The sequence below is a fragment of the Streptomyces sp. NPDC088157 genome (assembly GCF_044741545.1).
Taxonomy (GTDB): Bacteria; Actinomycetota; Actinomycetes; order Streptomycetales; family Streptomycetaceae; genus Streptomyces.
The window spans coordinates 240,061-262,165 of the sequence record NZ_JBIUSU010000003.1 but is presented as its reverse complement, the minus strand read 5'-3'; the positions used below and the strand labels follow the sequence as shown (position 1 = coordinate 262,165).

17 protein-coding genes are annotated in these 22,105 nt (G+C 72.3%); 8 read left to right on the top strand and 9 right to left on the bottom strand.

Features of this window, described 5'->3' with window-relative positions:
* Window positions 1–10: 10 nt before the first annotated feature.
* The 4 genes from ACIPFH_RS12480 to ACIPFH_RS12465 all read left to right on the top strand — a co-directional run bounded on the left by ACIPFH_RS12480 (window position 11) and on the right by ACIPFH_RS12465 (window position 7,678).
* The gene (locus tag ACIPFH_RS12480) at window positions 11–2,449 is read left to right on the top strand and encodes an FAD-dependent oxidoreductase (protein WP_401825510.1); all 2,439 of its coding nucleotides are present in this window, start codon (window positions 11–13) and stop codon (window positions 2,447–2,449) included.
* A 147-nt stretch (window positions 2,450–2,596) separates the two neighbouring features.
* Entirely contained in the window at window positions 2,597–3,829 is a 1,233-nt protein-coding gene (locus tag ACIPFH_RS12475) for a sarcosine oxidase subunit beta family protein (protein WP_401825509.1), read from the top strand.
* An 11-nt stretch (window positions 3,830–3,840) separates the two neighbouring features.
* The gene (locus ACIPFH_RS12470; RefSeq protein ID WP_401825508.1) at window positions 3,841–7,083 is read left to right on the top strand and encodes a sarcosine oxidase subunit delta family protein; all 3,243 of its coding nucleotides are present in this window, start codon (window positions 3,841–3,843) and stop codon (window positions 7,081–7,083) included.
* Complete coding sequence (locus ACIPFH_RS12465) at window positions 7,076–7,678, top strand: sarcosine oxidase subunit gamma (RefSeq protein ID WP_401825507.1); 603 nt, start codon at window positions 7,076–7,078, stop codon at window positions 7,676–7,678. Before ACIPFH_RS12470 ends, ACIPFH_RS12465 begins: the two co-directional genes overlap by 8 nt.
* Window positions 7,679–7,745: 67 nt before the next feature.
* Here ACIPFH_RS12465 and ACIPFH_RS12460 read toward each other — a convergent pair whose 3' ends face one another.
* Window positions 7,746–8,624 carry a helix-turn-helix transcriptional regulator gene (locus ACIPFH_RS12460; RefSeq protein WP_401825505.1) on the bottom strand — a complete coding sequence of 293 codons (879 nt, stop codon included), beginning with the start codon at window positions 8,622–8,624 and terminating at the stop codon, window positions 7,746–7,748.
* Between the two features lie 190 nt (window positions 8,625–8,814).
* Between ACIPFH_RS12460 and ACIPFH_RS12455 the strand changes: the two genes are divergently transcribed.
* Window positions 8,815–9,018 carry a tautomerase family protein gene (locus ACIPFH_RS12455; RefSeq protein ID WP_401825503.1) on the top strand — a complete coding sequence of 68 codons (204 nt, stop codon included), beginning with the start codon at window positions 8,815–8,817 and terminating at the stop codon, window positions 9,016–9,018.
* Window positions 9,019–9,190: 172 nt separating this feature from the next.
* On the opposite strand, the gene ACIPFH_RS12450 is transcribed toward ACIPFH_RS12455, so the two are convergent.
* Genes ACIPFH_RS12450 through ACIPFH_RS12435 form a run of 4 tightly spaced genes read right to left on the bottom strand, consistent with a single transcriptional unit; the run spans window position 9,191 to window position 13,588 of the window.
* On the bottom strand, window positions 9,191–10,168 hold the full coding sequence (locus ACIPFH_RS12450; protein ID WP_401825501.1) for a PDR/VanB family oxidoreductase: 978 nt from the start codon (window positions 10,166–10,168) through the stop codon (window positions 9,191–9,193).
* Window positions 10,169–10,186: 18 nt separating this feature from the next.
* A complete protein-coding gene (locus ACIPFH_RS12445) occupies window positions 10,187–11,377 on the bottom strand; it encodes an acetyl-CoA C-acyltransferase (protein ID WP_401825499.1) in 1,191 nt (396 codons plus the stop codon).
* A gap of 30 nt (window positions 11,378–11,407) precedes the next feature.
* Window positions 11,408–12,013, bottom strand: a complete 606-nt coding sequence (locus ACIPFH_RS12440) for a histidine phosphatase family protein (protein WP_401825498.1) — start codon at window positions 12,011–12,013, stop codon at window positions 11,408–11,410.
* A 36-nt stretch (window positions 12,014–12,049) separates the two neighbouring features.
* On the bottom strand, window positions 12,050–13,588 hold the full coding sequence (locus ACIPFH_RS12435; protein ID WP_401825496.1) for an AMP-binding protein: 1,539 nt from the start codon (window positions 13,586–13,588) through the stop codon (window positions 12,050–12,052).
* A 195-nt stretch (window positions 13,589–13,783) separates the two neighbouring features.
* Here ACIPFH_RS12435 and ACIPFH_RS12430 point away from each other — a divergent pair, with 195 nt between their 5' ends.
* The 3 genes from ACIPFH_RS12430 to ACIPFH_RS12420 all read left to right on the top strand — a co-directional run bounded on the left by ACIPFH_RS12430 (window position 13,784) and on the right by ACIPFH_RS12420 (window position 16,683).
* Window positions 13,784–15,028 carry an acyl-CoA dehydrogenase family protein gene (locus ACIPFH_RS12430; protein ID WP_401825495.1) on the top strand — a complete coding sequence of 415 codons (1,245 nt, stop codon included), beginning with the start codon at window positions 13,784–13,786 and terminating at the stop codon, window positions 15,026–15,028.
* A gap of 89 nt (window positions 15,029–15,117) precedes the next feature.
* Window positions 15,118–15,882 (top strand): SDR family NAD(P)-dependent oxidoreductase, encoded by a 765-nt coding sequence (locus ACIPFH_RS12425; protein ID WP_401825493.1) that lies wholly within the window; start codon window positions 15,118–15,120, stop codon window positions 15,880–15,882.
* A gap of 3 nt (window positions 15,883–15,885) precedes the next feature.
* On the top strand, window positions 15,886–16,683 hold the full coding sequence (locus tag ACIPFH_RS12420) for a ThuA domain-containing protein (protein ID WP_401825492.1): 798 nt from the start codon (window positions 15,886–15,888) through the stop codon (window positions 16,681–16,683).
* A 345-nt stretch (window positions 16,684–17,028) separates the two neighbouring features.
* On the opposite strand, the gene ACIPFH_RS12415 is transcribed toward ACIPFH_RS12420, so the two are convergent.
* From ACIPFH_RS12415 to ACIPFH_RS12400, 4 genes are read right to left on the bottom strand one after another with little or no spacing between them, the layout of a single operon-like run.
* Window positions 17,029–18,078 carry an NAD(P)-dependent alcohol dehydrogenase gene (locus ACIPFH_RS12415; protein WP_401825490.1) on the bottom strand — a complete coding sequence of 350 codons (1,050 nt, stop codon included), beginning with the start codon at window positions 18,076–18,078 and terminating at the stop codon, window positions 17,029–17,031.
* The gene (locus tag ACIPFH_RS12410) at window positions 18,075–19,184 is read right to left on the bottom strand and encodes an ABC transporter permease (RefSeq protein ID WP_401825488.1); all 1,110 of its coding nucleotides are present in this window, start codon (window positions 19,182–19,184) and stop codon (window positions 18,075–18,077) included. Before ACIPFH_RS12410 ends, ACIPFH_RS12415 begins: the two co-directional genes overlap by 4 nt.
* A 1-nt stretch (window position 19,185) precedes the next feature.
* Window positions 19,186–20,769 carry a sugar ABC transporter ATP-binding protein gene (locus tag ACIPFH_RS12405; RefSeq protein WP_401825486.1) on the bottom strand — a complete coding sequence of 528 codons (1,584 nt, stop codon included), beginning with the start codon at window positions 20,767–20,769 and terminating at the stop codon, window positions 19,186–19,188.
* Window positions 20,770–20,828: 59 nt separating this feature from the next.
* Window positions 20,829–21,971, bottom strand: coding sequence for a substrate-binding domain-containing protein (locus tag ACIPFH_RS12400; protein WP_401825485.1), 1,143 nt, complete (start codon window positions 21,969–21,971; stop codon window positions 20,829–20,831).
* Window positions 21,972–22,105: the final 134 nt, after the last annotated feature.

Here is a 22,105-nt window from a genome sequence, read left to right as displayed (position 1 = left end):
AGGTGCGGCGATGGCGGGACCCCGAGTGGTGATCATCGGAGCGGGTGTCGTGGGAGCGGCACTCGCGGACGAGATCTCCGCGCGCGGCTGGACCGAAGTGACCGTGGTCGACCAGGGCCCGCTGCCCGCCACCGGGGGCTCCTCGTCACACGCCCCGGGCCTGGTCTTCCAGACGAACTCCTCCAAGACCATGACCGAGCTGGCCCGCTACACCGTCGAGAAGTTCTGCTCCCTCGACGTCGACGGCAAGCCCTGCTTCCTCCAGGTCGGCGGTCTCGAGGTGGCCACCACCCCCGAGCGCCTGACCGAACTCCACCGCCGCCACGGCTGGATCACCGCCTGGGGCATCGAGTCCCGGCTGCTGAGCGCCGAGGAGTGCGTCGAGCAGCACCCGCTGGTGAACCCGGACAGGGTCCTCGGCGGCCTCCTGGTCCCCACCGACGGCCTCGCCAAGGCCGTACTCGCCGTCGAGGCCCAGATCCGCCGGGCCACCGAGCGCGGTGTGCGATTCCTCGCCCGGCACGAAGTCCTCGACGTCCGGCAGGCCGACGGCCGCGTGACCGGCGTCCTCACCGACCAGGGCGAGATTCCCGCCGACATAGTCGTGTGCTGCGCCGGCATCTGGGGCCCGAAGATCGCCCGCATGGTCGGCATGAACCTGCCGCTGACCCCGCTCGCCCACCAGCTCGCCTGGACCGGCCCGGTACCCGCCCTCGCGGGCCAGACCGAGGAGGCGGTGCGCCCGATCCTTCGTCACCAGGACGCCGACCTCTACTACCGCGACCGCTTCGACACCATCGGCATCGGTTACTACGGCCACCGCCCGATGCCCATCACCGCCGACGACATCCTGTCCGTCGAGGAGGCCGACCAGATGCCGTCGGTCCTGAAGTTCACCGAGGAGGACTTCGCCGACGCCTGGACCGAGACCCGGTCCCTGCTCCCCGCGACGCAGGACGCCAAGGTCGAGGAAGGCATCAACGGCCTGTTCTCCTTCACCACCGACAACTTCCCGCTGCTCGGCGAGTCCCCGGACGTCAAGGGCTTCTGGGTCGCCGAGGCCGTCTGGGTCACCCACTCCGCGGGCGTCGGACGGGCCGTCGCCGAGTGGCTGGTCGACGGCCACTGCTCCTCCTTCGACCTGCACGAGTGCGACGTCAACCGCTTCGAGCAGCACCAGCTGTCACCGGAGTACGTCCTGGCCCGCGACTGCCAGAACTTCGTCGAGGTCTACGACATCCTCCACCCGCTCCAGCCGTCGGGGCGCCCGCGCCCCATCCGCACCAGCCCCTTCCACGCCCGCCAGCGGGAGCACGGCGCGTTCTTCCTGGAGGCGAACGGCTGGGAACGCCCGCAGTGGTACGAGGCCAACGCGGGACTCGTCGAAGGCCGCAACATCCCCACCCCCAACGACTGGGCGGCGCGGTACTGGTCGCCCATCGTCGGCGCCGAGGCCCAGGTCACCCGCGAAACCGTCGCGATGTACGACATGACGGCCCTCAAGCGGCTGGAGGTGGCCGGCCCCGGCGCCGCCGACTTCCTGGAGCGACTGGTCACCGGCAAGGTCGCCAAGTCCGTCGGCTCGGTGACGTACACCCTGCTGCTCGACCACGACGGCGGCATCCGCAGCGACATCACCGTCGCCCGCCTCGCCCGTGACCTCTTCCAGGTCGGGGCCAACGGCAACCTGGACCTGGACTGGTTCACCCGCCACCTCCCCGCCGACGGCACGGTCCAGGTCCGCGACATCACCCCGGGCACCTGCTGCATAGGCCTGTGGGGCCCGCTGGCCCGCAAGGTCCTCCAGCCGCTCACGTCCGAGGACTTCTCGGGCGACGGCCTGAAGTACTTCCGCGCCAAACGCGCCTACATCGGATCGGTGCCCGTCACCGCCATGCGCCTGTCGTACGTCGGTGAACTCGGCTGGGAGCTCTACACCACCGCCGACCAGGGCCAGAAGCTGTGGGACACCCTCTGGCGGGCGGCCGAGCCGCTGGGCGGCATCATCGCGGGCCGCGGCGCCTTCAACAGCCTGCGCCTGGAGAAGGGCTACCGCTCCTTCGGCACCGACATGACCTACGAGCACGACCCCTACGAGGCCGGCGTCGGCTTCGCCGTCAAGCCCGACAAGGGCGACTTCGTCGGGAAGGCGGCGCTGGAACGACGCAGGGCCGACCTGCGGCGGAAGCTGACCTGCCTCACGATCGACGACCCCCGGTCGGTCGTCCTGGGCAAGGAACCGGTCTACGACGGCGACCGCGCGGTCGGCTATGTCACCAGCGCCTCCTACGGCTACACGATCGGCAAGGGCATCGCCTACGCCTGGCTGCCGGCAGACCTCGCCACCCCGGGCACCACCCTGCGCATCGGCTACTTCGACCAGCGCATCGAGGCGGTCGTCGCCGAGGAGCCCCTGTTCGACCCGACCATGTCCCGCCTCCGTGGCTGACCGCGAGTGCGGGGCACCGCCGGCGCCCGACCCGCCGATCCCCGGCCACCCGCTCCGTCCGCACTTTCCGAAAGCCCTCCCCGCAGCCCCCTCCGCAGCCCGCTCCGACGCCCATCCAGCAGCCCCTTCAGAAGACGGAGACGTCCGATGAGCCCGCGCACCCCCGGCTCCGAGCTCCCCGAGCACCCCGACTGGCTGTGGCGCACGCCGGAGCCGAAGCGGTCGTACGACGTGGTGATCGTCGGCGGCGGCGGACACGGCCTCGCCACTGCCCACTACCTGGCGAAGAACCACGGCATCACCAACGTCGCCGTGCTGGAGAAGGGCTGGCTGGCGGGCGGCAACATGGCCCGCAACACCACGATCATCCGCTCCAACTACCTGTGGGACGAGAGCGCCGGCATCTACGAGCACGCCCTGAAACTGTGGGAGGGGCTGGCCGAGGAACTCGACTACCCGATCCTCTTCTCCCAACGGGGTGTGCTGAACCTCGCCCACAGCCTCCAGGACGTCCGTGACAGCGTGCGCCGCGTCGAGGCGAACCGGCTCAACGGCGTCGACGCCGAATGGCTCGACGCCGAGCGGGTCAAAGAGGTCTGCCCGATCGTCAACGTCTCGCCGGACGTGCGCTATCCGGTCCTGGGCGCCACCTACCAGCCACGGGCCGGCATCGCCAAGCACGACCACGTCGCCTGGGGCCTGGCCCGCTCCGCCGACGCCGCCGGGATCGACATCATCCAGAACTGCGAGGTCACCGGCCTGGACGTGGTCGGCGGCCGGGTCGTCGGCGTACAGACGACCCTGGGCCCGATCGCGGCCGGCAAGGTGGCGCTCTGCTCGGCCGGCCACACCTCGGTCCTCGCCGCCATGGCCGGCATCGAACTCCCGCTGCAGAGCCACCCGTTGCAGGCACTCGTGTCGGAGTTGCTCGAGCCGGTGCACCCGACGGTCGTGATGTCCAACGCGGTCCACGTGTACGTCAGCCAGGCGCACAAGGGCGAGCTGGTGATGGGCGCGGGCATCGACTCGTACAACTCCTACACCCAGCGCGGCGCGTTCCACATCATCGAGGAGCAGATGTCGGCGGCCCTGGAGCTCTTCCCGGTCTTCGCCCGCGCCCACGTGCTGCGCACCTGGGGCGGCATCGTCGACGTCAGCCCCGACGCCTCGCCGATCGTCGGCCTCACGCCGGTGGACAACCTCTACCTCAACTGCGGCTGGGGAACAGGCGGTTTCAAGGCCACCCCGGGCGTCGGCTGGGTATACGCCCACACCATCGCCCACGACACCCCTCACCCCCTCAACGCCCCCTTCTCGCTCGACCGTTTCACCACCGGCGCGCTCGTCGACGAGCACGGCGCGGCCGCGGTGGCCCACTAGGGAGCCGATCCATGCTGCTCATCCCCTGCCCGTGGTGCGGGCCCCGCGACGAGGCCGAGTTCCACTACGGCGGCCAGGCACACGTGCCGTACCCCGAGGACCCGTCGGCCCTCAACGACGAGGACTGGGCCCGGTACCTGTTCTTCCGCGACAACCCGAAGGGCCCGTTCGCCGAGCGATGGAGCCACGCGGCGGGCTGCCGCAAGTGGTTCAACGCGGTGCGCGACACAGCGACGAACGAGCTTCTGGCGGTGTACCGGCCGGGGGAGGCCCGTCCGGAGGCGGCCGAGCCGCGCCCGGTCACGTATCAGCCGCGTACGGCAGCCCGTCCGGCGTGTGAGGACGAGGCCCCTTCGGGGCCGAACGGGGCCCTGGGGACGGAGCCCCCAGCGGGATCCGTGGACGGCCCCCCGGCGCCGGGAAGGAGCGAGGTGGAGAGGACCCAGCCGTTCCGCCTGACCACCGGCGGCCGAGTCGACCGGGCAGCCCCCCTCACCTTCACCTTCGACGGCACCGAGTACCAGGGCTACCGAGGCGACACCCTCGCCTCGGCCCTCCTCGCCAACGGCATCATCCAGGCCGGCACCAGCATCAAGCTCGGCCGCCCGCGAGGCATCTTCTCGGCGGGCGTCGAGGAGCCCAACGCGGTCGTCCAGATCGAAGCCCCCTTCCCCGAGCCGATGCTCCCCGCGCCGACGGTCGAGCTGTACGACGGCCTGGTCGCGAGCAGCCTGCCCGGTCAGGGCCGCCTCTCCACCGAACCGGATCCCGCCCGCTACGACGCCGTACACGCCCACTGCGACCTGCTGGTCGTCGGCGCGGGCCCGGCCGGCCTCGCGGCCGCCGCGGCGGCCGCGAGGAGCGGCGCGCGCGTCATCCTCGCCGACGACCGACCGGAACCGGGCGGCAGCCTCCTGGGCTCGGGCGAACACCTCGACTGGGTGGCGGAGGTCGCCGGGCTGCTCGAAGCCGAGCCCGAGGTACGCGTGCTGCGCCGCACCACCGTCTTCGGCTACTACGACGACAACCACCTCCTCGCCGTCGAGCGCCGCACCGACCACCTCGGCGCCAACGCCCCGGCGTCCACCTCCCGCGAGCGCGTCTGGCGCATCCGCGCGCGCCGCGTGGTGCTCGCCACCGGCGCCCACGAACGCTCACTGGTCTTCGCGGACAACGACCGCCCCGGTGTCATGCTGGCCTCCTCGGCCCGCGCCTACGTCAACCGTCACGGTGTCCTGCCCGGCCGGCACGCCGTCGTCTTCACCACCAACGACAGTGCCTACGAGGCAGCGCTGGACCTCGCCGCGGCGGGCGTGGGAGTCGCGGCGATCGTCGACACCCGCTCCGAGCCGGGGGAGTGGGCCGAGCGGGCCCGGGGCGCCGGCATCGAGGTGCTCGCCGGGCATGCCGTCACCGGCACGGAAGGCGACGCGCGCCTCACCGCGGTGACCGTCGCCCCGTACGGGGCGGCCGCGGGGCAGCGGTTCGCCGCCGACCTGCTGCTGGTCTCCGGCGGCTGGAATCCGGCGGCGCAGCTGTTCAGCCAGGCGGGCGGCAAGCTGCGGTACGAGGAGACGCTGGGCTCCTTCGTCCCCGACGCCTGCCGTCAGGCGGTCGAGGTCGCGGGCAGCGCGAGCGGTGTCCCCGACCTGGCCCGGGTCCTCACCCAGGGTGCGGCCGCCGGGGCGCGCGCGATCGAGGCCGAGGGCTACACCTCCGAGTCCCCCCGCCTCCCCGACGTGGCCGCCCGACCGTGGACGCCACCCATGCACGTGTACGTGGTCCCCGGCACCTCCGGCGCCCACCGCTTCGTCGACCTCCAACGCGACGTCACCGTCGACGACCTGGCCCGGGCGACCGGCGCCGGTATGCGCTCGGTCGAGCACACCAAGCGCTACACCACGGCCGGCACCGCGAACGACCAGGGCAAGACGTCCGGTCTGCTGGCCGGCGGCGTCGTCGCCGAACTGCTCGGGGTGGACATCGCCGCGCTCGGCACGACCACGTTCCGCCCCCCTTACACGCCCGTCTCCTTCGCCACGCTCGCCGGCCGCGACCGCGGAGCGCTGCACGACCCGATCAGGGTGACGGCCCTGCACGCGTGGCACGCCGGGCACGGCGCCCTGTTCGAGAACGTCGGCCAGTGGAAGCGCCCCTGGTACTACCCCCGGGAAGGCGAGGACATGGAGACCGCCGTGCTGCGCGAGTGCGCCGCCGCGCGCGACGGCGTCGCCTTCATGGACGCCTCCACCCTCGGGAAGATCGACGTACAGGGCCCGGACGCCGGCGTCTTCCTGGACCTGCTCTACACCAACATGATGAGCACCCTGAAGGTCGGCATGATCCGCTACGGCGTCATGTGCCGCCCGGACGGCATGGTCTTCGACGACGGCACGGTCATCCGCCTCGCGCGGGACCGCTTCCTCGTCACCACCACGACGGGCAACGCGGCAGCCGTACTGGACTGGATGGAGGAGTGGCTCCAGACGGAGTGGCCCGAGCTGAAGGTCCACTGCACCTCCGTGACCGAGCAGTGGGCCACGGTCGCCCTGGTCGGCCCGCGCTCCCGCGAGGTCCTGGGCACGCTCGCTCCCCGACTCGCCGTGGCCAACGACGACTTCCCGTTCATGGCATGGCGCGACACGACGGTCGCGGGCATCGCGGCCAGGGTGTGCCGGATCAGCTTCTCCGGCGAACTGGCCTACGAGATCAACGTGTCACCGTGGGAGGCCCCGGCCCTCTGGGAGGCCCTGTACGAGGCCGGAGCCCCGTACGGCATCACCCCGTACGGTACCGAGACCATGCACGTCCTGCGGGCGGAGAAGGGGTACCCCATCATCGGCCAGGACACCGACGGCACCGTCACCCCGCAGGACCTGGGCATGAGCTGGGTGGTGTCGAAGAAGAAGCCCGACTTCATCGGCAAGCGCTCCCACGCCCGCGCCGACACCGCGCGTGCCGACCGCAAGCACCTGGTCGGCCTTCTCCCCGAGGATTCCGGCACCTTCCTCCCGGAAGGCACCCAGCTGATCGCCGACAGCGTGCTGCCGGTGCCGCCCGTCCCGATGCTCGGCCACGTCACCTCCAGCTACCGCAGTGCCGCCCTGGGCCGGACCTTCGCGCTCGCCCTGATCAAGGGCGGCCGGGAGCGCATCGGCGAGCGGCTGTACGCCCCGGTGGGCGACCGGCTGGTTCCGGTGACCGTCACCGGCCCCGTCCTCTACGACCCCGAGGGAGCCCGTCGCGATGGCTGACACCGCCCTTGCCGCCCCACTCCGCAGCCCTTTGGCGAACTTCTCCGACCGTCTGGCCGACGCGACGCGCATGTCCAGGGGCGCGGTCCGGCTGGCCGAACTCCCCTTCCTGACTCAGGTGAACGTGCGCCTCGACGCCAAGGGAGCGGCGGCGGACGCCGTCGGGCTGGCACTGGGCCTCCCCCTCCCCCTGGAAGCCAACACCGTCGTACGCGCAGGGGAGTCGACCGCTCTGTGGCTCGGCCCGGACGAATGGCTGCTGGTGGGCCCGCCCGGCGGCGTGGGGGACCTGGAGAGCCGGATCCGAACGGCCGCCGGGGACGAACCCGTCTCCGTCACCGACGTCTCCGCCCAGCGCACCACGCTCCTCGTGACGGGGCCCCGCGCCCGCGACCTCCTGGCCCACGGCTGCCCCCTGGATCTGCACCCGCGCACCTTCGGCCCCGGACGCTGCGCCCAGACCACCCTGGCCCGCACCCAGATCGTCCTGGTCTCCCGTGACGAAACCAGGGCCGGCTTCTGGCTACTGGTCCGTTCCTCCTTCGCCGGCTACCTGGCGGACTGGCTGCTCGACGCGGCGACGGAATACGTCTGAGCGTTCTTCGGCGGGTTCGCGTCGGGCGTGCCGTGGGGAGCCGCTCGAGGTTCCCCACGCGAAACCCCTACGATCGTCCGAGCACGCCTGCCGGTGCGCTCGCGCCGGGAGCCAGGTCCTGTGAGCCGATGACGGTGAGAAGTTGCAACTGGGCGGCGCCTTCGGTGCCGGGCGGGGCGCTGAACCACAGCAGACGCTGACGTCCGTCCTCGCTGAACAGGCTGTGGCAGTCGAGCTCGATGACGCCCAGCGTGGCGTGCACGATGCGCTTGTGGTCGGTCCGTCTGAGGGCGACGTCGTGGGTGTCCCACAGGTCGGCGAACTCCCGGCTGCGCCGACGCAGCGTGGCCACCATCCGATGCGCCGCCGTGTCGCCGCCGTGCCGCGCGGCCACCGCCTGGAGGTCGGCGACGAAGACCCGCGAGTGGTGGGGGTGGTCCTCGGCCGGATAGAGAGCACGGGCGGCGGGGTCGGTGAACCAGCGGTGGACGAAGCTCGCTTCGGGGCCGTGCACCGCCGGAGGCCGGCCGATGAGCGCGGCGGCCAGGCGGTTCTGCACCAGGGTTTCGTGCAGGTCGGTGATGACCTGGGCGGGCGTGGTGGTGAGCTGGTCCAGCAGGCCGAGCAGGGCCGGCTGCACATGCGCGGTCGGGCCGTGCGCGGCCGGAGGGACGAGGCGGTCGGCCAGATGGAACAGGTGGTCCCGCTCGTCGCCGTCCAGACGCAGCGCCCTGGCCAGGGCGGCCAGCACCTGAGCGGAGGGCCGGGTGCCGCGACCGCGTTCCAACTCGGTGTAGTAGTCGACGGACAGACCCGCCAGTTGGGAGACCTCCTCGCGCCGCAGCCCGGGCACCCGGCGCCGGGGACCGGTGGGCAGACCGACGTCGGACGGGCGGATGCGGGCGCGCCGGGACTTGAGGAACGCGGCGAGTTCGGAGTGGTTCACGCCTCCATCGTCACGCGCGCCGTTGCCCTGAGCCAGGGGGTGGCAACCCCTGGGTGCAGACAGCCCTGGCCGGCGCGGCGGCACCGGCCCACTCTGGAGACGCAAGCGGGGGGAAACCCACCTGGGCCCCGGCCGTGACGGCGGCGAGGTCGTCTCGGCGATCGCCGCTCACTCCAGAAAGAGAACCACCATGCCGTTCGCCAACTTCAAGGTCCCTGCCGGCTCCCTCGACGAGGAGCAGAAGGAGAAGATGGTCACCCGCGCCACCGAGCTCTATGTGGAGATCTACGGGGAACGGGCCCGCGCCACCACCTTGGTCCTCGTCGAGGAGGTCACCGACGGCGGCTGGGGCATCGGCGGCGACGTCCTGACCCTGGCGATGCTCGACCGGTGACGTAGCGGGTCGGAGGCCGAGGGCCGGCCCGCGAGGCGGCGGACGCCCCGATCGGCGAGTCGTCGAGTTCGGCACGGCCCAGCCGTTCCCTGCCCGGGGCCGGCGCCTCGATCCGGGCATACCGGCCCTCAGCCGGATGTGCGTCGGCGACGGACCCCGGAGGCGGTCGCCGTCACAGATCGAGGACCAGGCGAGGCCCCCGAGAGCGGGAGACGCAGATGAGCATGGTGTCGCCCGCGGCCCGCTCGTCCTCGGTCAGCAGTGAGTCGCGGTGGTCGGGCTCTCCGTCCAGTACGTCGGTCTCGCAGGTGCCGCAGGTGCCCTCCCGGCAGGAGAAGTCCACCGCGACGCCGGCACTCTCCACGGTTTCGAGCACCGAGCGGTCCGCCGGCACCGTGAGGGTGAGCCCGGAACGGGCGAGCTCGACCTCGAAGGCCTCGGCGGGCCCGGCTCCGGCCGCCTGAGCCGGGGCGAAGCGCTCCACGCCCAGGGTGCCGGGCGGCCAGCCCACGCACCGCTCCTGCACCGCCCGGAGCAGGGGTTCGGGGCCGCAGGCGTGCACCAGCGTGCCCTCCTCGGGGACGCCGAGGAGGGCGGCGAGGTCCAGCAGACCGTACTCGTCCTGCGGACGGACGAGCACCCGGTCCCCGTGCGGGACGAGGCGGTCCAGGAACGCCATGGAGGTTCGGGTGCGGCCGCCGTACAGCAGCCGCCAGTCGGACCCCGCGGCCTCGGCGGCTTCGACCATGGGCAGGATGGGCGTGATGCCGACGCCGCCGGCGATGAACAGATGGCGTGCGGCGGGCCGCAGCGGGAAGTTGTTCCGCGGTCCGCGGACCCGCACGGTGGCGCCTTCGCGCAGGTGGTCGTGGACGTAGGCGGAGCCGCCGCGGCCCTGTGGCTCGCGCAGCACGGCGATCTGCCAGGACTCGCGTGCGGCCGGGCGCCCGCACAGGGAGTACTGGCGGATCAGCTCGCCGCCGGTACCGTCCTCGCCGTTCAGGAGCACGTCGATGTGCGCGCCCGGCGTCCAGGTGGGGAGCGGACCGCCGTCGGGGCGGCGCAGGGTGAGGGAGACGACGCCGTCGGCGGCCCGGGTGCGGGCCGCCACGGCGAGGGTCATGTCGCCCGGGGGCAGTTGGTCGTTCATGGTTGTTCAGCTCCGGGTTCAGGCCTGCGTCGGGACATGCAGCAACAGCGCGTCGCCCTGGCCGCCGCCCCCGCACAGGGCCGCGGCTCCGCTGCCGCCTCCGCGCCGCCGCAGTTCCGCCGCGAGGGTCAGCACCAGCCTGGCCCCGGTCATGCCGACCGGGTGGCCGAGCGCGATCGCGCCGCCGTTGACGTTCACCCTGTCCAGGGGGATGTCCAGCTCCCGTACGGAGGCCAGGGCCACTCCGGCGAACGCCTCGTTGATCTCGAACAGGTCCAGATCGGCGGCCTTCAGCCGGCCGTCCCTGGCCAGGGCGTCGCGGACCGCGCCGGCCGGCTGGACGAGCAGCGAGGGGTCGGGCCCGGCGACCGTGCCGTAGGCGCCGATCTCGGCGAGCGGGGTCAGGCCTTCCCGCCGGGCGCGCTCCGCGCTCATCACGACGACGGCCGCACCGCCGTCGGATAGCTGTGACGAGTTGCCCGCGGTGATGGTGCCCGTACCGGAGAAGGCGGCCCTGAGGCGTCCCAGGCTCTCGGCAGTGCTTCCCGGCCGTACGCCCTCGTCGGCGTCGACCACGGTCTCGCCCCGGCGCCCGGCCACGGTGACGGGGGAGATCTCCTCGGACAGCGTGCCCGACTCCCGGGCGCGGGCCGCCCGTTGATGGGACAGCGCGCTGTACTCGTCCTGTTCCTCGCGGGTCAGCGCGAACGGCTGCTGGTAGCGCTCGGTGGCCGCGCCCATGGACACGCCGTCGAAGGCGCAGAGGAGGGCGTCGCGGTCGAGGGCGTCCTCCACCGCGGCCGAGCCGTACTTCCAGCCGGTGCGCGACCCCCGCAGCAGGTGCGGGGCACCCGACATGGATTCCATGCCGCCCGCGACGACCACCTCGTGGCGTCCGGAGGCGATCATGAGGTCGGCCAGGGCGATGGCGTGCAGACCGGACAGGCAGAGCTTGTTGACGGTGCTGGCGGGCACGGCGAACGGAATGCCGGCCCGGATCGCGGCCTGTCGTGCCGGATTGGGGCCGGCCCCGGCCTGGACGACGTGGCCCATGACGACGGCTTCCACGGCCGTCGGCTCCAGGCGGACGGCGGCCAGTGCCGCGCCGATGGCATGGGCGCCTAGGTCGACCGCGGACACGGTGCTCAGGGCGCCCATCAGCTTGCCGATGGGCGTCCTGGCTCCGGCGACGATGACGGATCCGGGCATGACCGGGACCTCCTGGGGTGTGGGACGGGGTCAGACGACCGCGTCGACGGCACGATCGGCGATCATGTGGGCCGTCTCGTTCACCGAGTGCAGAACGATCCGGCCGCCGGGCATGCGCCGCACCCGGCTGACGGATGTGTAGTCGGGGTGGAACCAGAACATCGTGGGCAGACCGAGCACCGTCGCCAGATAGGTGTTGGTGATGCCGCCGTGGCACACGACCGCGACCCGGCCGCCGGGGTGGGCGTCGAAGATGGTGTCCATGGCCCGCAGGGCACGCCCGCGGAAGGCGTCCCAGTCCAGGTCGGGCACGAAGTCCTCGAAGCGTCCTTCGGCGAGCGCCGCCGCCCGGGGATCGTCCGCGCCGATCTGCTCCGGCGGTGTGTAGGGCTGGGACACGTCCGTGTCCCACTCGCGCAGGTCGTCGAGGACGGTGGCGGTCATGCCGGTGCGGCGCTCCAGGGGCGCCACGGTCTCACGGGCCCGCCGGAACGGGCTGGAATAGAGGGCGTCGACGTCCTCGTGGGCGAGCCAGGCGGCGAGGCGGCCGGCCTGAGCGGTGCCCTCCGGAGACAGCCCCGGGTCGAACACGCCTGCCACGGGAAGACCGTGCCGGATGAGGAGGAGTTCGGTCATGACGATCCTTCGTACGCGGGGGAGGGGCGGGCGGGCTCAGCCGGCGATGGTCCGTTCCGAGCTCCAGTAGGGGCGGCGCATCGCGCGTTTGTCGAGCTTGCCCATCGCGTTGCGCAGGAGCTCGGGAACGAACTCGTACGACTTCGGACACTTGTAGGCGGCGAGACGGTCCCGGCAGAACAGGTCCAGCTCATCGGCCGGCGGTTCGTCCCCCGCCACCACGACCAGCGCCCGCAGCGATTCGCCGAAGTCCGGGTCGGGCACGCCGATCACCGCGACCTCGACGACCGCCGGGTGCTCCCGCAGGACCGCCTCGCTCTCGGCCGGGTACAGGTTGACGCCACCGGAGACCACGACGTCAGCGGCCCGGTCGGTGATGTAGATGTAGCCGTTCGCGTCGACGTAGCCGATGTCGCCGAGGGTGAAGACGCCGGGGGAGAGATAGGCGGACCTGGTCTTGTCCGGGTCCGCGTGGTAGCGGACGCCCTGGCCCTCCGGCGCCCGGAAGGCCAGCAGTCCGCGTGCGCCGGGCTCCAGCCGCCGGCCGTCGTCATCGGTGACCAGGACCTCGAACGGGGGCCGGACCCGCCCTACCGAGCCCGGGTGCGCCACCCACTCGTCGCTGTCGATGCGGGCCACCGTGCCCGCCTCGCTGGCGCCGTACGACTCGGTCAGCACCGGACCGAACCACTCGATCATGGCTCGCTTCACCTCCGGCGGACACGCGGAGCCGGTGTGGGAGACCTGGCGCAGGGTGGAGACGTCGTACCGGGCGCGGACCTCGTCCGGGAGGGCGAGCAGCCGTTGGAAGTGGGTGGGCACCATGACCGTCGAGGAGACCCGCCACCTCTGTACCCGGCTGAGGAAGGTCTCCGGGTCGTACCTGCCGAGGACGACCACCGGCTGGCCGGCCGCCAGGTGTCGCAGCGAGGTCAGTGGCGCGTTGTGCTGGAGGGGGCCGCACACCAGATGCGGTCCGGGCGGGAACCCGGGCCGGGCGGACATCGCGGCGAGGTAGGCGGAGCTGTCGGCCACCGGGCCGCTCACCCAGCGCACCTCGGTGCCGCGCGCCCGACCGGTGGTTCCCGAGGTGTAGACGAGCGGAGGCCGGGCGGGCCGGTCCGTCGGGAGCGTGCGGTCGGCGGGCGCGGCGGCCAGCCACAGGTCCCAGTCGAAGGCGTGCCCGGCCGCCGGCGTTCCGTGCGTCACGATCGGCAGGCCCAGTTCGCGGGCCGCGTCGAGGGCGGCGCCCGCGCCGACGGGACCGGCGATGATCCCGGTCACGCCCGCGTCGATGATCTGGTCGACGAGTTCGCGCGATGTCAGGTTCCGGGACGAGGCCACGGTCCCCACTCCGGCGCGCAGGCCCGCCAGATGGGCCACCAGCGTCGGGATCGCGTTGTCACCGAGGACGGCGATCCGGTCGTCGGGCCCGGGCGCGAACTCCAGCAGCCGGGCCGCGGCCCGGGTCACCTGGTCGGTCAGGCCGGACCAGGACAGCACGCCCAGGTCGTCCGCCAAGGCGGGTTCATGGGGTGTCTCCTGGGCGCGACGGTCGAGTGGCAGCAGCGACATGGCTCCTCCGGCGGCTCCTCGGTCCTCTCCCGATTCGAGGGGAGAGGGGATGCAGAGACTGTAGCGTTTATCAAGAAAGTACGGAACACTCTGATCCCAGAAGGAGCCGTTCCCGCATGATTAAGCGGTCGTGAACGCACGCATCCCACTCCCTGTTACTGAAAATGTCATCTGGTAAGTACCCGAGGAGGAGCCATGTCCCAGCCCGATCCGGACGCATGGCGCACACAGGTCCGGCAGTGGCTGGCCACCGTGCTCACCCCGGCGCGGGCGGCGGAGTCGGCCGGGGAGCCGGCCGACCTCGCCGTGTTCCACAACCTCCCCGAGGACGAGGAACGCCTGCTCCTGGAACGCTGCCGCGCCTACCAGCGGGCCCGCTTCGACGCCGGGTACCAGGCGCTGACCCTGCCCGTGGACAAGGGCGGGGCGGGCCTGAGCGCCGCCCATGTGGTGGCCTTCGCCGACGAGGAGTCGGACTTCGAGGTGCCGCCGTCCACCGAGCTGATCAGCGTCACCGTCCGCCTGGTCGCCATGGCCGTCTCCCTTTTCGGGACGGCCGAGCAGCGCCGTGACCAGGCCCGCGCCTTCCTGCGCACCGACCTGCTCGCCTGCCAGCTCTTCAGCGAACCCGGTGCCGGATCCGACCTCGCGGCCGTGCGCACCCGCGCCCGGCAGGAAGGGCGTGAGGGAGAGTGGGTGATCGACGGTCAGAAGGTGTGGACCTCGGGCGCCCAGTTCGCCGACTACGGTCTGCTGCTCGCCCGCACCGACCCGGACGTCGTCAAACAGGCCGGCATCACCGCCTTCCTGGTCCCCATGGACGCCCCCGGGGTGGAGGTGCGCCCCATCCGCCAGATGAGCGGCGGCGCCTCCTTCAACGAGGTCTTCCTCAGCGGCGTGCGCGTCCCGGACCGGCTCCGGATCGGACGGCCGGGCCAGGGCTGGGAGGTCGCCACCACCACCCTCGCCTTCGAGCGGACCGCCTCCGGCAGCGGCAACCGCCGCAAGGGCGGCACCTTCACGGACGTGCTGGCGCTCGCCCGCTCGCTCGACCGCACTTCGGATCCGCTGGTCCGCCAGCGCCTCGCCGACCTGTACGTACGTGCCGCACTGCGCGCGGCCACCGTCGACCGCGTCGCCAGGACGAGCGCCGCCGGCGGACGGCCGGGCCCGGAGGCGTCGTTGACCAAACTCATGGCCTCCGACCTGCTCACCCGGACGGGACAGGTCGCGGCCGAGCTGATGGGGGCGCGGATCAGCGCCGACACCGGTGAATCCGGCACCTTCGCCTGGACCCAGCATCTCCTCGGCGCACCCGGCTACCGGCTGGCCGGAGGCACCGACCAGATCCAGCGCAACCTGATCGGCGAGCGGGTGCTGAAGCTGCCGCCGGAACCCCGGGCGGACCGGGCGCCGTTCTCACAGCTTCCCGGCAACTGAGGCCCCGCCCGGGCGACCGAGGGATTGCCCGGCCACTGAGCGACCGGGATTCGTTTCGGAAATCCGGCAATCACGAAGGAGTGACATCGATGGATCTGGGACTGACGGGCGCGAAGGCGCTGGTGACCGGCGCGAGCCGGGGCATCGGCCGGGCGATCGCCGGAACACTGGCGGCGGAGGGCTGCGCACTGGCCCTGTGCGCCCGGGGCGAGGAGGGGCTGGCCAAGGCGGCCGCCGAACTGCGGGCAGAGGGCGCCACCGTGTTCGCGGAACCGGTCGACGTCACCGACCCGGCCGCCCTCGCGGGCTTCGTGGAGCGGGCGGCCGGTGAACTCGGCGGGCTCGACCTGCTGGTGTCCAACGTGTCGGCGGGCAACGTGAAGGGCCCCGACTCCTGGGAGGCCAGCCTGCGCGGCGACCTGATCCCGTTCGCGGGACTCGTCGACGCGGCCCTACCGCATCTCGAGGCCTCCGACCGGGCCGCCGTCGTGGCCATCGGCACCACCAACGCCTCCGACACCGCGCGTCCGGCCGGCGCGAACTCGTACTCGGCGCTCAAGGCGGCCGTGGTCCAGCACGCCTCGGCCCTCGCGCACGCCCTCGCGCCGAAGGGGGTGCGCGTCAACACCGTCTCGCCCGGCCCGATCGACTTCCCCGGCGGCGCCTGGGAGACCATCCGCACCAGCCGCCCGGAGGTGTACGAGGAGGTGCTCGCCAAGCTGCCGATCGGCCGCTACGGCACCGCGGAGGACGTGGCCGCGGCGGTGGCGTTCCTGCTCGGGCGGACCGGCTCCTTCTGTGTCGGGGTCAACCTCGTGGTGGACGGCGGGCTGCTCACCCGCGTCCAGTACTGACCCGTGGCAGGCCCGGCCGGCCGCCTGGACGCCGTGCTCGTCTGCGGCGGCCGCTGGCACGACTTCGACCACGCGCGGCTGCGACTGCTGGGGATGCTCGGTGAGCATCCCCGGGTGCGCAGCACCGTGTACCAGGACTACGACTGCGTGGCCGCCCTCGACAAGGCCGACCTGCTGGTCACCTACACCTGTGACGTCCGGCCCCGCCCGGTGCAGCGGGCCGCGCTGGCCCGGTTCGTCGAGCGGGGCGGGCGCTGGCTCGCCCTGCACGGCACCAACTCGGTGATCGAGCCGTCGACCGGTGCGGGGCCGCGGGTGTTCACGACTCCGCGGCTCCTCGGGGAACTGGCGCAGGTGCTCGGCAGCCAGTTCCTCGCCCATCCGCCGATCGAGCCGTACGAGGTAATGGTGTCCCGGCCGGACCATCCGCTGGTCGCCGGGATCGGACCGTTCACCGTCACCGACGAGCTGTACGTGTGCGAGCTGCACGGGGAGCTGGAGGTGCTGCTGCACGCCGAGTACACGGGGCCGTGCCGCGGTTTCGCCGAGGGCGAGGCGGCGGCACTCGACAGCGCGCCCCGACCGGTGCTGTACCTCAAGCGGCACGGTCTCGGCGAGGTCTGCTACTTCACCCTCGGGCACTGCCGGGGCCGCTACGACCTGCAGGACCTCGGCGTGGACGACACCGGTCGCCGGGACGTCGGGCCGTGGGAGACACCGCAGTTCCTGACGGTGCTGCGGCGGTGCGTGGAGCGGGCGGTGTACGCGGGCGGGCCGGCCGGGTTCCCGGCCGGCCGCTGAAACGTCACCAGGGGGCTCTGCCCCCTGGACCCCCGCTCCTCAAACGCCGGAGGGGTATATGTTGTGCGGCTCCGTCGCCGGCCGGCTGGGCCGTGCGGCTCAGGAGCGCTGGAGGGGTTGGCGTGTGTGGCTCCGTCGTCGGCCGGCCGAGCCGGAGGGGTGTGCGGCCGGCCGAGCCGGAGGATCCGGGTATGTGCGGCTCGGTCGCCGGATGGGTCGGCTCGTGCCCCTCGGTCACCCGAGGGGCTGGGTCGCTGGGGTGTGCGGCTCAAGAGGCGGGGGGATCCGGGCTTGTGCGGGTCGGTCGCCGTAAGGGCTGGAGCAGGGGCTTGCCGCCGTCGGGGCTCATCGAGATGGCGTCGGCAGTATCACCGCGCGGCCGTTGATGTCGCCGGCGTGCAGGCGCTCGTAGGCCTCGGGCGCCTGGTCCAGGGTGAAGGTCTCGACGTGGGCGGACACGAGGCCCCGCCGGGCGAGTTCGAGGACGTCCATGAGCTCCGTCCGGCTGCCCCAGTAGGGGAAGGTGGCCGACACCTCGAAGGGCAGTCCGCCTCCGAAGCCGACGGCCAGCGTGCCCCCGCCGAGGCCGACGACGGTGACATCGCCCGCCACCGCCACCGACGCCGCGGCGACCGCCAGGGTCGCCTCGGCTCCGACGAAGTCCAGGACGACCTCCGCTCCCATGCCGCCGGTGAGTTCCCGGAGCCGTGCGACCGCCTCGCCGTCGGACAGCAGCGTCTCGTGCGCGCCGACCTTGGCGGCCAGCTCCAGCTTCTCCTCGCTCACGTCGAGCGCGACCACCCGGGCCGGGGTCAGGGCACGCAGCAGTTGTACGGCGAGATGACCCAGGCCGCCGACGCCGATCACCACCGCCGTACTGCCGGGCACCAGCTTCGGCAGCGACCCGCGGATCGCGTGATAGGGAGTCAGCCCCGCGTCGGTGAGCGGCGCGGCCTGCACGGGGTCGAGCCCGTGCAGCGGCACGAGATGGCGGGGCGAGTCCACCAGCATGTACTCCGCCAGGGCGCCGGGGGAGCCGAGCCCCGGCGGCATGATGCCGAGCCCGGCGGCGTGCGGACAGCAGTTCTCCTTGCCCTCGGCGCACTTGGGACAGCTGCCGCAGCCCCATGGGCCGTACACCGCCACCGCCTCGCCCTCGGCCACGGAGGTGACACCGGCGCCCAAGGCCGCCACCGTCCCGACCCCCTCGTGGCCGAGGGCCAGCGGCAGCGCGTAGGGGAACAGTTCCTCGGGCCAGCCCATCACCGCCAGATCGGAGTGGCAGATCCCTGCCGCCGTCACCTTCAACAGCACCTGGCCCGGGCCGGGTTCGGGCACCGGAATCTCCACGACCTCGGGGGCGTGCCCCACCCGCCGGTACTGGACGGCCTTCATCCGCGGACCTCCTTGCCGGTGGTCGAATCGTGCCGGGTGCTCGTCCGGCGGCGCAGGACGGCGGGCAGGGCGATGCGTCCACCGGTCAGGACGAGCGCCACGATGAGGACCGAGCCGGTGAACAGGCTCGCGGCCCACTGCGCGCTGGTGGCGAGGCCGAGCCCGGTGATGCCCGTGCCGAGCAGGAGGACCGCGATCACCGTGCCCCAGGCGTTGAAGCGGCCCGCACGCAGTTGCGTCGCTCCGACGAACGCCGCCGCGTAGGCGGAGAGCAGATACGGGGTGCCGGCGGTGGGCGATCCGGATCCCACCGAGGAAGCGAAGACGATCCCGGCGAAACCCGACAGCAGCGCGGATGCCAACAGAGTCAGGAAGCGCAGCCGGTCGGTGCGCACCCCCTGCAGACGTGCCGCGTCCGCGTTGAAGCCGGTCGCGTACAACCGGCGTCCGGTGGCGGTGTGTTCCAGCAGGAACCAGATGGCGAGGGCGGCGAGCGACAGATACAGCACCGGCAGGGTGATGCCGCCCGCGTCCAGCTGGGCGATGTCCGCGAACGGCTTGGCGAGCAGTTGCACGCCGGTGATCGAGCTGTCGTTGGTGACCATGGTGATCAGGGACTGGATCAGCGCGCCGGTGGCCAGGGTGGCGATGAACGAATCGACCCGCAGCACCACCACCACGATGGCGTTGACCACCCCGACGAGCAGGGCCGCGGCCATCGCCAGGGCGATCGCCGCGGCGGCGCCCAGGCCCGTGGAGACCATGAAGTGGGCGGTCAGCACGCTGGTGAGGGACATGGTGTACGCGACCGACAGGTCGAAGACGCGGGCGGCCAGCGGCAGTACGACGCTGAGCGCCACCAGTCCGGCCACGGCGTTGCCGTTCAGGACCTGCTTGACCGTGATGACGGTCGGGAAGGTGTCAGGCGCCCATACGGAGAAGAGCACGGCGATCAGCAGCCACACGTAGACGGCGCCGATGTTCCGGAACGACAGGGCTGCTGCCGCCCGCCGGCCGAGCGCGCCCGGTGCCCCCACGGCGGGGACCGCGGGGTCGTCGGGTCCGGTCGGCCGGAGCCGTGCGGCCGGGGTCGGGGTGGATGTCATCTCACTCGGTTCCTTCCATGGCGTGGACCAGCGCGGGTTCGGTGATGTCCCGGCCGTTGATCTCGCGTACGATCCGGCCGTCCCGTACCACCAGGACGCGGGTGCAGAGCGCGAGCAGGTCCTCGGTGTCGGACGAGGACACGATCACTCCCATGCCGTCGTCGGCCTGCCGCTCGATCAGGTCGTACAGCTGGAGGCGGGTGGCGATGTCGACGCCCGCCGTGGGTTCGCACAGCACCAGCACCTCAGGCCGCTGGGCCAGGCAGCGGGCCATGACGACCTTCTGCTGGTTGCCGCCGCTCAGGGTGGTGATCCGAGCCCCCGGTCCGGCGGTGCGCACCCCCACCCGCCGGATCCATTCCCCGGCGAGCGAGGACTCGCGGCGTCGGTGCAGGCGTCCGGCCCGGGCGCGAAGCCGGTCGAGCAGCGGGAGGGTCAGGTTCTCCCCGACCGAGAATTCGCCGATCACCCCCTCGGTGGCCCGGTCCGCGGGGACCAGCGGAATGCCCAGCTCACGCGCGTCCTTCGCGTCGGCCCACCGCCGGGACCGCTCCGGTACCCGCACCTGGCCGCGCACCGGTCCGCCGTACGCTCCGCACACCGCGTACGGCAGTACCTCGTGGCCGGAGCCGACCAGGCCGGTGACACCCAGCCGCTCGCCCCGCCCCAGCGTGAAGCCGACTCCGCGCAGCGGGCCGGCCCACAGGTCACGGACCTCCAGGACGGCCGGGGCGGGCCCGGTGGGCGGCTGTGGCCGATGCTCGGTTTCCGTCTCCTCGCCCGCCATCAGCTCCGCGAGCGAGCGGGGAGTGAGCCCGGCGACCGGGCGGGTCGCGATCCGGCGTCCGCCGCGGATCACGGTGACCCGGTCGGCCAGTGCGAAGATCTCGTCCATGCGGTGCGAGACGTAGAGGACGCTGGCACCGGTGTCGCGGATCTCCCGCACGATGTCGAAGAGCCGGGCCACCTCCCCCGGCGGCAGCACGGCGGTCGGCTCGTCGAGCACGAGGACCCCGCGTCGGCCCTCCCAGCCCTGCAGGGCGGCGGCGATGGCCACCACCGCCCGCTGAACGGGAGTGGCCGCCGAGAGGGGACGGCGTACGTCGATGCCGAGGCCGAACCGTTCGACCAGGGCGGTCGTGCGCCGTTCCATCTCCGGCCAGCGGATGTTGCCGAGGGCGGTACGGGCGAAGCCGCGGCTGAGGGCGAGATTGTCGGTGGCGTTCAGCTCGTTCACCAGGCCGAGCTCCTGGTGGACGAAGCGGAGCCGGGCGTGCCGGGAGCCGGTGACCTGGCCCAGGCCGAAAGGCTCGCCGTCGAGTTCGGCGACCGCTCCGGGCTCGGCATGGTGGTACCCGGCGAGGATCTTGATGAGGGTGGACTTGCCGGAGCCGTTGGGCCCGATCAGGGCGTGGATCTCGCCGTGGGCGATGTCGAGGTCGACGTCCTCGAGCGCCTGGGTCGCGCCGAACCGCTTGGACAGCGCGGACACCCGCAGGACGGGCCGGTCGCTCTCGTCGGTCCCGGCCGCCCCGCGCACCGAATCGGCCGGCTCGGTCGTCTCCGTTGACGTGTCAGCGTGCACTGCTGCTCCATCCGTCGAGTGGCGCCGCCGCCGGCCTGGGCCGGCGGCGGGCGGGTCGGTCAGTTCAGGCCCCAGAGCGCTTTGAACTGCGCCTGGTAGTCCTCGACGAGCGGGAAGTCACCGAGACCCTTCGGCAGGTTGTCCTTGGTGATGAGCATGTTGGGCAGCACCGCCTTCTGGTCCATGTCCATGGACTGGCCGGTGAAGTGGCGCGCCAGCGCGTCGACCTGGAGCCATGCGGCCTCGTGCGAGTTCAGTGCCATCGCGGCGTCGCTGAGGCCGCTCTGGATGTACTGGTAGTTCTGCCCGTCACCGACGTTCACGGCGATGTGCTTGCCGGTGATGCCGGCGGTCTTCAACGCGGCCGGGACGCCCACGTTGAGCAGGCCGAGGGAGAACACGACGTGGGTCACCTTCGGGTGCGAGCGCAGGTACGACACCACCCGGTCCGGCATGTCCTTGCCGATCGAGGTGATCGGCACGTCGACGCTGTCCAGCGCGCAGCCCTCGCACCACTCCTTGTACTTGGCCGCGAAGGTGTCCTTGACGGGCTTGAGGATGGTGTAGGCGGGCAGGTCGAAGTAGACGGTGTCGGCCTGGGCGGCGCTGTCGGACACCACCCAGGAGGCGAGCATCTCGCCCTGCACGGCGACGTCGTCGGGCCCGTTCTTCAGCAGGGCGATGCCTTCGCCCACCACGTCGTCGGCGTTCGACTGGATGACCGGGATGTCCGCCGCCTTCAGCTGTGCCAGCTGCTTGGCGTACACCGCGCGGGGGAATCCGGAGGCGACGACGGCGTCCGGCTTGTCGCGCAGCGCCTGTTCGTAGGCGGCCTGGACGGACTCCGGAGTGCCCTGGGTGGCGATCTGCTTGACGTGCCAGCCGAGCAGCTCCGCGCCGGCGGTGAAGAAGTTGGCCAGGTCCTGACAGGACTGCACCCCGCAGAGGATGAAGTCGATCTTCTTGTCCTCGGGGATCTTCTTGCCCACCGGTTCGGTGACCGGGATCCGGGCCGGGTGCTCGGAGTACTTCTTCACGGCCTCGCGGGCCGCGATCAGGCCGGGGGAGTCCGAGGCCGCGGCTTTGGCGGAGTCGGCGGCCGGCGTCGTGTCGGTGCCGCACGCCGCCAGGGCGAGCAGGGCGGTGACGGGGACGATCGAGGTGAGCGCGCGACGGATCGCGCGTCCGGGTCTTGAACTCATCGTTGAGTACTCCCGTGGTGTGGCGCCTGCGCTGCTGCCGCGGCCGCGTCGCTCCCGCGTCCGTGACGGCCGGTTCTGCACAGGCGGGTCCTGGGCCGTCCGGACCGGACGGCACGCATGACTGATCGAGCGCC

Bases quoted from the DNA above. Each gene is read 5' to 3' on its own strand.
- ACIPFH_RS12430 (WP_401825495.1), top strand. From the start codon at position 13,784: ATGTCCCAGCCCGATCCGGACGCATGGCGCACACAGGTCCGGCAGTGG.
- ACIPFH_RS12480 (WP_401825510.1), top strand. From the start codon at position 11: ATGGCGGGACCCCGAGTGGTGATCATCGGAGCGGGTGTCGTGGGAGCG.
- ACIPFH_RS12425 (WP_401825493.1), top strand. From the start codon at position 15,118: ATGGATCTGGGACTGACGGGCGCGAAGGCGCTGGTGACCGGCGCGAGC.
- ACIPFH_RS12470 (WP_401825508.1), top strand. From the start codon at position 3,841: ATGCTGCTCATCCCCTGCCCGTGGTGCGGGCCCCGCGACGAGGCCGAG.
- ACIPFH_RS12475 (WP_401825509.1), top strand. From the start codon at position 2,597: ATGAGCCCGCGCACCCCCGGCTCCGAGCTCCCCGAGCACCCCGACTGG.
- ACIPFH_RS12400 (WP_401825485.1), bottom strand. From the start codon at position 21,971: ATGAGTTCAAGACCCGGACGCGCGATCCGTCGCGCGCTCACCTCGATC.
- ACIPFH_RS12440 (WP_401825498.1), bottom strand. From the start codon at position 12,013: ATGACCGAACTCCTCCTCATCCGGCACGGTCTTCCCGTGGCAGGCGTG.
- ACIPFH_RS12450 (WP_401825501.1), bottom strand. From the start codon at position 10,168: ATGAACGACCAACTGCCCCCGGGCGACATGACCCTCGCCGTGGCGGCC.
- ACIPFH_RS12445 (WP_401825499.1), bottom strand. From the start codon at position 11,377: ATGCCCGGATCCGTCATCGTCGCCGGAGCCAGGACGCCCATCGGCAAG.
- ACIPFH_RS12465 (WP_401825507.1), top strand. From the start codon at position 7,076: ATGGCTGACACCGCCCTTGCCGCCCCACTCCGCAGCCCTTTGGCGAAC.
- ACIPFH_RS12410 (WP_401825488.1), bottom strand. From the start codon at position 19,184: ATGACATCCACCCCGACCCCGGCCGCACGGCTCCGGCCGACCGGACCC.
- ACIPFH_RS12415 (WP_401825490.1), bottom strand. From the start codon at position 18,078: ATGAAGGCCGTCCAGTACCGGCGGGTGGGGCACGCCCCCGAGGTCGTG.
- ACIPFH_RS12455 (WP_401825503.1), top strand. From the start codon at position 8,815: ATGCCGTTCGCCAACTTCAAGGTCCCTGCCGGCTCCCTCGACGAGGAG.
- ACIPFH_RS12435 (WP_401825496.1), bottom strand. From the start codon at position 13,588: ATGTCGCTGCTGCCACTCGACCGTCGCGCCCAGGAGACACCCCATGAA.